Source organism: Luedemannella flava (assembly GCF_039528515.1).
Lineage (GTDB): Bacteria > Actinomycetota > Actinomycetes > Mycobacteriales > Micromonosporaceae > Luedemannella > Luedemannella flava.
The window spans coordinates 1-6,990 of sequence record NZ_BAAALT010000102.1; the positions used below are offsets into that span (position 1 = coordinate 1).

A 6,990-nucleotide genomic window follows, 5' to 3' on the forward strand; every position below is an offset into this window, starting at 1 on the left:
CTGCGGCTGCCGCAGGACCGCCGGCTCGCCGTGTTCACCGCGCTCGGCGGCCGGGGCTACCTGTCCCACCCCGCGGCCGTGCACCGGGCGGCGACCCGGCTCGCGCCGCACGTACGCGGCGTCGTGGCGGTACGCCGCGACGCCCGGGCGGCCGTGCCGCACGGCGTGCCGACCGTCGTCATCGGCGGGTTCGCCTGGCACCGGGCGATGGCCCGGGCGCGCTGGCTGCTCAGCGATACCCCGCTGGGCGTCCCGGCCCGGGTGACCGGCCGCCGGACGGGGACGGTGCGGGTCCAGTTGCACCACGGGGTGCCGCTGCACGGCGCCGGGCTCGACCGGGCCACCAACGCCGCCGAGGCGGCGGGCGTCGCCGCGGCGGGCGCCCNGCCCTGAGCGCCTCCCCCCACGCGACGGAGGTGTGGCGGCGGGCGTACCCGGGACGGCACGACATCTGGGAGATCGGCCAACCGCGCCTGGACGGGCTGGTCCGCGCCGGCCCGGACGCGGTCGTCAGGGCGCGGCGGCTCTACGGCGTCGAGCCGGGACAGGTGACCGTCCTCTACTCCCCGACCGGCCGGGAGTACCCCCCGCAGGGGCGGCGCGGGCTCCTGCTCGACGCCGAATGGCTGGCCGACGAGCTGGGCCCGCACGTCGTCGTGCTGCAGCGGCACGGCGACACGTACGCCCCCGGCAGCACCGCCCGCCACCCCCGGGTGCGCGACGTGAGCCGCCACCTCGTGCTGGAGCCGCTGCTGCTCGCCGCCGACCTGCTCATCACCGACTACTCGGCGGTGGTCTGCGACTACGTGCTGCTGGACCGGCCGATCGTGCTGCACGCCCCCGACTGGGAGAGCTTCCGGCGCACCACCGGCGTCGCGGTCGACCTGCTCGCCGACCCGCCCGGGGTGGTCGTGCGCGACGCGGCCGAGCTGCTCGCCGTCTGGCGGGGCGGGCTGCTGGACGGCCCGGAGGCGGCCGCGGCGCGGGCGAGGCTGCGCCGCTGGTGCTGCCCGAACGAGGACGGCCGGGCCGCCGAGCGCCTGGTCAGCCGCCTGTTCCTGGCGCCGGAGCTCGGCGCCGGTCAGACGCCGGCGTCGTAGGCCTGCACGAGCTTCTTCGGTGCGGTGCGCCGCCACGCCTCGATGATCAGCTCACGCAGGTCGTTCGCGTCGACGCCGGCGAGCTTCACGCTCGTCCAGCCGAACCGCCCCACGTACGGGGCGGAGGTGAACGTCTCCGGGTCCGTGGCGAGCAGCTCCTCCTGCTCCTCGCGGGAGGTCTTGACCGAGACGGCCGGCGACCCGTCACCGCCCACCACGAAGATCTTGCCGCGGACCCGCCAGGTCGCGTCGGTCCCCCAGGTCAGCTCCTCGGTGACCTCGGGCAGGGCGAGGCACATCGCGCGCACCTTCGCCAGCGTGACGGCCATGACCGCCTCACCGCACCGACGGGGTGACGAACGGCGGCTTCACCACCGTCATGGTGGAGCGCCGGCCGCGCACGTCGACCTCGACCGGGTCGCCCTCGGCCAGGCCGGCGGCCGTGTCGAGCAGGGCCAGCCCGATGCCCACCCGCAGCGTGGGCGAGAACGTCCCGCTGGTCACCTCGCCCGCCCGGGCCCCACCGGGCAGGTGCACGGCCATGTGCGGGCGCGGGATGCCCCGGTCGGTGGAGCGCAGGCCCCACAGCTGGCGGCGCGGGCCGGCCGCCTTCTCCGCGGCCAACGCCTCCCGGCCCCAGAACGCCGGCTTTGACCAGCCGACGGCCCAGCCGCAGCGGGCCTGCACGGGCGTGATCTCCGCCGACAGGTCCTGGCCGTGCAGCGGGTAGCCCATCTCGGTGCGCAGCGTGTCGCGGGCCGCGAGCCCGCACGGCCGCGCGTCGGCCGCCCCGCCGGCCTTGAGCAGCGCGTCCCAGACCGCCGGGGCGTCCCCGGCACGCACCACCAGCTCGTAGCCGTGCTCGCCGGTGTACCCCGTACGGCAGACCACGCCGGTGGCGCCGGACGCGCCCGCGCCGTCGAGCGGGGCGACGGCGAAGCTCATGTAGTCGTGCCCCGTGGGCAGGCCGAGGCCGGCGAGCACCTCCGCCGAGCGCGGGCCCTGCACCGCCAGCACGGCGTGGGCCTCGTGCTCGTCGGTCACGGTGACACCGGGCGGGGCCGCCGCCGCGAGCCGGCGCACGACCTCGGCGGTGTTCGCCGCGTTCGGGACCAGCAGGACGTGGTCGTCGGCGTGCAGGTAGGCGATCAGGTCGTCCACCACGCCGCCGTCGGCGGCGCAGCACAGCGTGTACTGCGCCTGGCCGGGGGCGATGCGGCCCAGGTCGTTGGTGAGGCAGGCGTTGACGAAGTCGGCCGCGCCCGGGCCGCTCACGCGGGCCTTGCCGAGGTGTGACACGTCGAACACGCCGACGCCCTCCCGCACGGCGGCGTGTTCGCGCAGGACACCGCCGCCCGCGTACTCCAGGGGCATCTCCCAGCCGCCGAAGGCGGCAAACTTCGCACCCAGGGCGACATGCCGCTCATGCAGGGGCGACCTACGCAGTTCCTCACTCATGCCGTCGCCGCCGCTGCGCCCCGGTGCCGGCATGTGTCAACTGAGCTGATGATTCGCTCGCTGCGCTCGCTCATGCTCGCAACCTACAACGCGAGGCCGACGCCGGCAGTTTCGCCGGGGGAATCACCCCGGGTCACGGGTGCGGCTAGCATCTGGTGCGTCCGCCCCGCCCACACGTACCAGTCCGGAGCCGCGACGTGGCCGCTACCAGCCTTCCGTCCCTGACCACCACTCTCAGCCTGGTCGACACCGACCCGGCCGAGCTGGCCGTCGACGCGATCGTCGTCGGCCTGCACAGCGCGTCCGGGGACGGCGACCTGTCCGGCCCGCTGCTCGCCCCCGGGGCGGAGAGCGTGGCCGCGGCGTTCGACGGCAAGCTCGCCGCCACGCTGGCGCTGCTCGGCGCGTCCGGCGGTGCCGGGGAGGTCACCAAGCTCGCGACGCTCGGCACGATCAGCTCCCCGGTCATCGCGGCCGTGGGTCTCGGGCCGGTCCCGGACGAGTCGGGCGTGCCGGCCGAGACGCTGCGCCGCGCGGTGGCCACCGCCGTGCGCTCCCTGTCCGGCAACGCCAAGGTGGCCCTGGCGCTGCCGGTCCCGGACGGCGCCGACGGCGACGACCTCACCCTGCGGGCGGTCGCGGAGGGCGCCCTGCTCGGTGGCTACCGGTTCGTGGGCTACAAGACCAAGCCGCAGTCGAGCCGCCGCGACCCGGTGAAGTCGGTCGCGCTGCTCGTGCCGGACGCCGGGGACAAGCACGCCAAGGCCGAGATCAAGCGGGCCACCGTGGTGACGGCCGCGGTGGCGCGCACCCGCGACTGGGTCAACACGGCCCCCAACGAGCTGCGTCCGCCGGACTTCGCCGCCGCCGTGTCGGCCGCCGCGACCACGGCCGGCCTCGAGGTCGAGGTGCTCGACGAGAAGGCGCTGAAGAAGGGCGGCTTCGGCGGCGTGCTCGCCGTGGGCATGGGCTCGGCCGCCCCGCCGCGCATGGTGATCCTGCGCTACGCCCCCAAGGGCGCCACAACGCACGTCGCGCTCGTCGGCAAGGGCATCACCTTCGACACCGGCGGCTACGCGATCAAGCCGGCGCAGGGCATGTGGGAGATGAAGTCCGACATGGCCGGCGCCGCCGCCGTGGCGTCCACGATGATCGCGATCGCCGCGCTCAAGCCGAAGATCGCCGTAACGGCGTACCTGCCCATGGCGGAAAACATGATCTCCGGTACGGCCTACCGGCCCGGCGACGTCGTCACCATGTACGGCGGCAAGCGGGTCGAGGTGCTCAACCCCGACGCCGAGGGCCGGATGATCCTCGCCGACGCGATCGTGCGCGCCGCCGAGGACGACCCGGACTACCTGGTGGAGACGTCGACCCTGACCGGCGGCCAGGTCATCTCGCTGGGCAAGAAGATCTCCGGCGTGATGGGCGACGAGACGTTCATCGCGCGGGTGGCCGCGGCCGGCGACCGGGTCGGCGAGCCGGCGTGGCCCATGCCGCTGCCGGACGACGTGCGCAAGGGCATGGACTCCGACGTCGCCGACATCTCCCAGATCAACGCCGGCATGGACCGGGCCGGCCACATGCTGCAGGGCGGGGTGTTCCTGCGCGAGTTCGTCGCCGACGGCCTGCCGTGGGCGCATATCGACATCGCCGGCCCGTCGTACCACAGCGGCGAGGCCACGGGGTACTGGACCAAGGGCGGCACGGCCGTGCCCGTCCGACTGCTGCTGGCGCTGCTGGACGACATCGCCGCCAACGGCTGAGCGTGACCGCGGCGGGAAGTCACCGGCTTCCCGCCGCGACCTCGTCAGTTGCCGGCCGCCCGCTTGCGGCGTTCGTTGAAGTCGCGCATGCGTTGGGGGTAGCCGACCAGCGCGATGTCGTAGACCGGGATGCCCAGGCGGTTGCCGAAGACCCGGGCGGCGTTGTGGTCGGGCACGCGCCGTCGAGTCCACTCCCCGTCGTGGGCGATCAGGATGACGGTGGTCTCCGTCACCGTGGTGCGGGGTTCCAGGAAGGCCTCCACCCCGCGCCTGGTTTGGACAAAATGCTCAAGGTGGGCGAAATCGGCCTTTTCGGCCTCGCGATCGTGGCGCAACCCGGGCGCCGGTCGGCGTCGGAACCAGGCCACCTGGGAACCTCCTGGGAGTGACCATCCGGGGTCGTGCGCCCCGCGTGGCGGGTCGGGGCTGGGCCCAAGGGTACTCAACCGCCGCCCGCCGTGTGGACCCACCGTTTCCGGTCGGTTGAGCTGCCATGACGGCCGGAACGTGTCTTTCGGCACCTCGCGTCGCCCACCGGATCCACAAGTGACAAGATGACCCAAGGTATGCGCCTATCGACGCCCCAACTGGAGATGACGTGAGCGAGCCGAACGCCGAGTTCGACGTTGTGGTGCTGGGCGGTGGCAGCGGCGGCTACGCGGCCGCGCTGCGCGCCGCGCTGCTGGGCCGGTCCGTGGCACTCATCGAGAAGGACAAGCTGGGCGGCACCTGCCTGCACCGCGGCTGCATCCCCACCAAGGCGCTGCTGCACGCCGCCGAGGTCGCGGACTCCGCGCGGGAGGCCGCGCAGTTCGGGGTGAAGGCCGACTTCGTCGGCATCGACATGGCCGGGGTCAACGCCTACAAGGACGGCGTGATCTCGAAGATGTTCAAGGGCCTGCAGGGCCTCATCAAGAGCCGCAGGATCACCGTGGTGAACGGCGCCGGCCGCCTGGTCGGCCCCACGACCGTCGAGGTGGAGGGCGCCCGCTACACCGGCCGCGACCTCATCCTCGCCACCGGGTCGTACGCGCGCAGCCTGCCCGGCCTCGACGTCGACGGCGAGCGGGTGATCACCTCCGACCAGGCGCTCTTCCTCGACCGCGTGCCGACCTCCGCCGTCGTGCTGGGTGGCGGCGTCATCGGCGTGGAGTTCGCCTCCGTGTGGCGCTCGTTCGGCGCGGATGTGACCATCGTCGAGGCGCTGCCCCGCCTCGTCGCCGCCGAGGACGAGGCGGTCTCCAAGGGCCTGGAACGGCAGTTCCGCAAGCGCGGCATCGGCTTCAAGGTGGGCAAGCCCTTCGAGAAGGTCGAGCGCACCGAGGGCGGCGTCCGCGTCGTCATCGCGGGTGGCGAGACGATCGAGGCCGAGCTGCTGCTCGTGGCCGTCGGGCGCGGCCCGACCACCGCCGGCCTGGGCTACGAGGAGCAGGGCATCGCCATGGAGCGCGGCTTCGTGCTCACCGACGAGCGCCTGCGCACGAACGTGCCCCACGTCTACGCCGTCGGCGACATCGTGCCCGGCCTGCAGTTGGCCCACCGCGGCTTCCAGCAGGGCATCTTCGTCGCCGAGGAGATCGCCGGGCTCAACCCGCCGGTCATCGACGAGCTGGGCATCCCCCGCGTGACGTACTGCGAACCCGAGATCGCCTCGGTGGGTCTCACGGAGGCCAAGGCCCGGGAGAAGTACGGTGACAAGATCGAGACTGTCACGTACGACCTGACCGGCAACGGCAAGAGCGCGATCCTGAGGACGACGGGCTTCGTCAAGCTCGTCCGCGCCGCCGACGGCCCGGTCGTCGGCGTCCATATCCTCGGCGCCCGGGTCAGCGAGCTGGTCGGCGAGGCTCAGTTGATCTACAACTGGGAAGCCTTCCCGGCGGAGGTCGCGCAGTTGATCCACGCCCACCCCACGCAGACCGAGGCCATGGGCGAAGCACACCTGGCCCTGGCCGGAAAGCCGCTGCACGTCCACTGAACGCGTTCGGGCCATCTACGCGACGGTCCGCGAGTTACATAGACCTTGCACCCAAGGAGGCAACTTCAGATGCCGGTATCGGTCACCATGCCCCGGTTGGGCGAGAGCGTCACCGAGGGCACCGTTACCCGCTGGCTCAAGCAGGAGGGCGACCGCGTCGAGGTCGACGAGCCCCTGCTTGAGGTGTCTACCGACAAGGTCGACACCGAGATCCCCTCGCCGGCCGCCGGCGTGCTGACGCGGATCGTGGTCGGCGAGGACGAGACGGCCGAGGTCGGCAGCGAGCTCGCCGTCATCGCCGGCGAGGGCGAGGACGCCGGCGCGTCCGCCCCCGCCCCGGCCCAGCCCGCCGCCCCGGCGCAGGAGGAGGCCCCCGCCCAGGAGGCGCCCGCCCAGCAGGCTCCCGCCGCCGAGGCGCCCAAGGCTGAGCCGCCCAGGGCTGAGGCTCCGCAGGCCGCCGCCCCGGCGGCGGGCGGCGACGCCACCCCGGTCACCCTGCCCGCGCTCGGCGAGAGCGTCACCGAGGGCACCATCACCCGCTGGCTCAAGCAGGTCGGCGAGACCGTCGAGGCCGACGAGCCGCTGCTGGAGGTCTCCACCGACAAGGTCGACACGGAGATCCCGTCCCCGGTCGCGGGCACGGTGCTGGGGATCGTGGTCGGCGAGGACGAGACGGCCGAGGTCGGCA

At 73.7% G+C, this 6,990-nt stretch carries 8 protein-coding genes; 5 read left to right on the forward strand and 3 right to left on the reverse strand.

Annotated features, from left to right (window positions below; all coding sequences use genetic code 11):
* Window positions 1-6 precede the first annotated feature (6 nt).
* Both ABD211_RS17945 and ABD211_RS17950 read left to right on the forward strand, forming a co-directional pair.
* Entirely contained in the window at window positions 7-393 is a 387-nt protein-coding gene (locus tag ABD211_RS17945; RefSeq protein ID WP_425560449.1) for a CDP-glycerol glycerophosphotransferase family protein, read from the forward strand.
* A gap of 23 nt (window positions 394-416) precedes the next feature.
* On the forward strand, window positions 417-1,100 hold the full coding sequence (locus ABD211_RS17950; protein ID WP_344132816.1) for a CDP-glycerol glycerophosphotransferase family protein: 684 nt from the start codon (window positions 417-419) through the stop codon (window positions 1,098-1,100).
* Here the strand turns inward: ABD211_RS17950 and ABD211_RS17955 are convergent.
* Window positions 1,082-1,429: an MmcQ/YjbR family DNA-binding protein gene (locus ABD211_RS17955; RefSeq protein ID WP_344132819.1), complete on the reverse strand. Its 348-nt coding sequence runs from the start codon at window positions 1,427-1,429 to the stop codon at window positions 1,082-1,084. The two genes, ABD211_RS17950 and ABD211_RS17955, sit on opposite strands and share 19 nt — an antisense overlap.
* Before the next feature lie 7 nt (window positions 1,430-1,436).
* A complete protein-coding gene (gene gcvT, locus ABD211_RS17960; RefSeq protein WP_344132822.1) occupies window positions 1,437-2,558 on the reverse strand; it encodes a glycine cleavage system aminomethyltransferase GcvT in 1,122 nt (373 codons plus the stop codon).
* 197 nt (window positions 2,559-2,755) lie between these two features.
* On the opposite strand from gcvT, the gene ABD211_RS17965 reads away from it, so the two are divergent.
* Window positions 2,756-4,324 carry a leucyl aminopeptidase gene (locus tag ABD211_RS17965; RefSeq protein WP_344132824.1) on the forward strand — a complete coding sequence of 523 codons (1,569 nt, stop codon included), beginning with the start codon at window positions 2,756-2,758 and terminating at the stop codon, window positions 4,322-4,324.
* A gap of 44 nt (window positions 4,325-4,368) precedes the next feature.
* On the opposite strand, the gene ABD211_RS17970 is transcribed toward ABD211_RS17965, so the two are convergent.
* Window positions 4,369-4,692: a hypothetical protein gene (locus ABD211_RS17970; RefSeq protein ID WP_344132827.1), complete on the reverse strand. Its 324-nt coding sequence runs from the start codon at window positions 4,690-4,692 to the stop codon at window positions 4,369-4,371.
* 230 nt (window positions 4,693-4,922) lie between these two features.
* Here ABD211_RS17970 and lpdA point away from each other — a divergent pair, with 230 nt between their 5' ends.
* Both lpdA and ABD211_RS17980 read left to right on the forward strand, forming a co-directional pair.
* A complete protein-coding gene (gene lpdA, locus ABD211_RS17975; protein WP_344132830.1) occupies window positions 4,923-6,302 on the forward strand; it encodes a dihydrolipoyl dehydrogenase in 1,380 nt (459 codons plus the stop codon).
* Between the two features lie 69 nt (window positions 6,303-6,371).
* A partial coding sequence (locus ABD211_RS17980) for a biotin/lipoyl-containing protein (protein WP_344132833.1) occupies window positions 6,372-6,990 on the forward strand: 619 nt, incomplete at its 3' end.

Excerpts from the sequence above, each read along its gene's own strand:
- ABD211_RS17955 (WP_344132819.1), bottom strand. The coding sequence starts at position 1,429 with ATGGCCGTCACGCTGGCGAAGGTGCGCGCGATGTGCCTCGCCCTGCCC.
- gcvT (WP_344132822.1), bottom strand. The coding sequence starts at position 2,558 with ATGAGTGAGGAACTGCGTAGGTCGCCCCTGCATGAGCGGCATGTCGCC.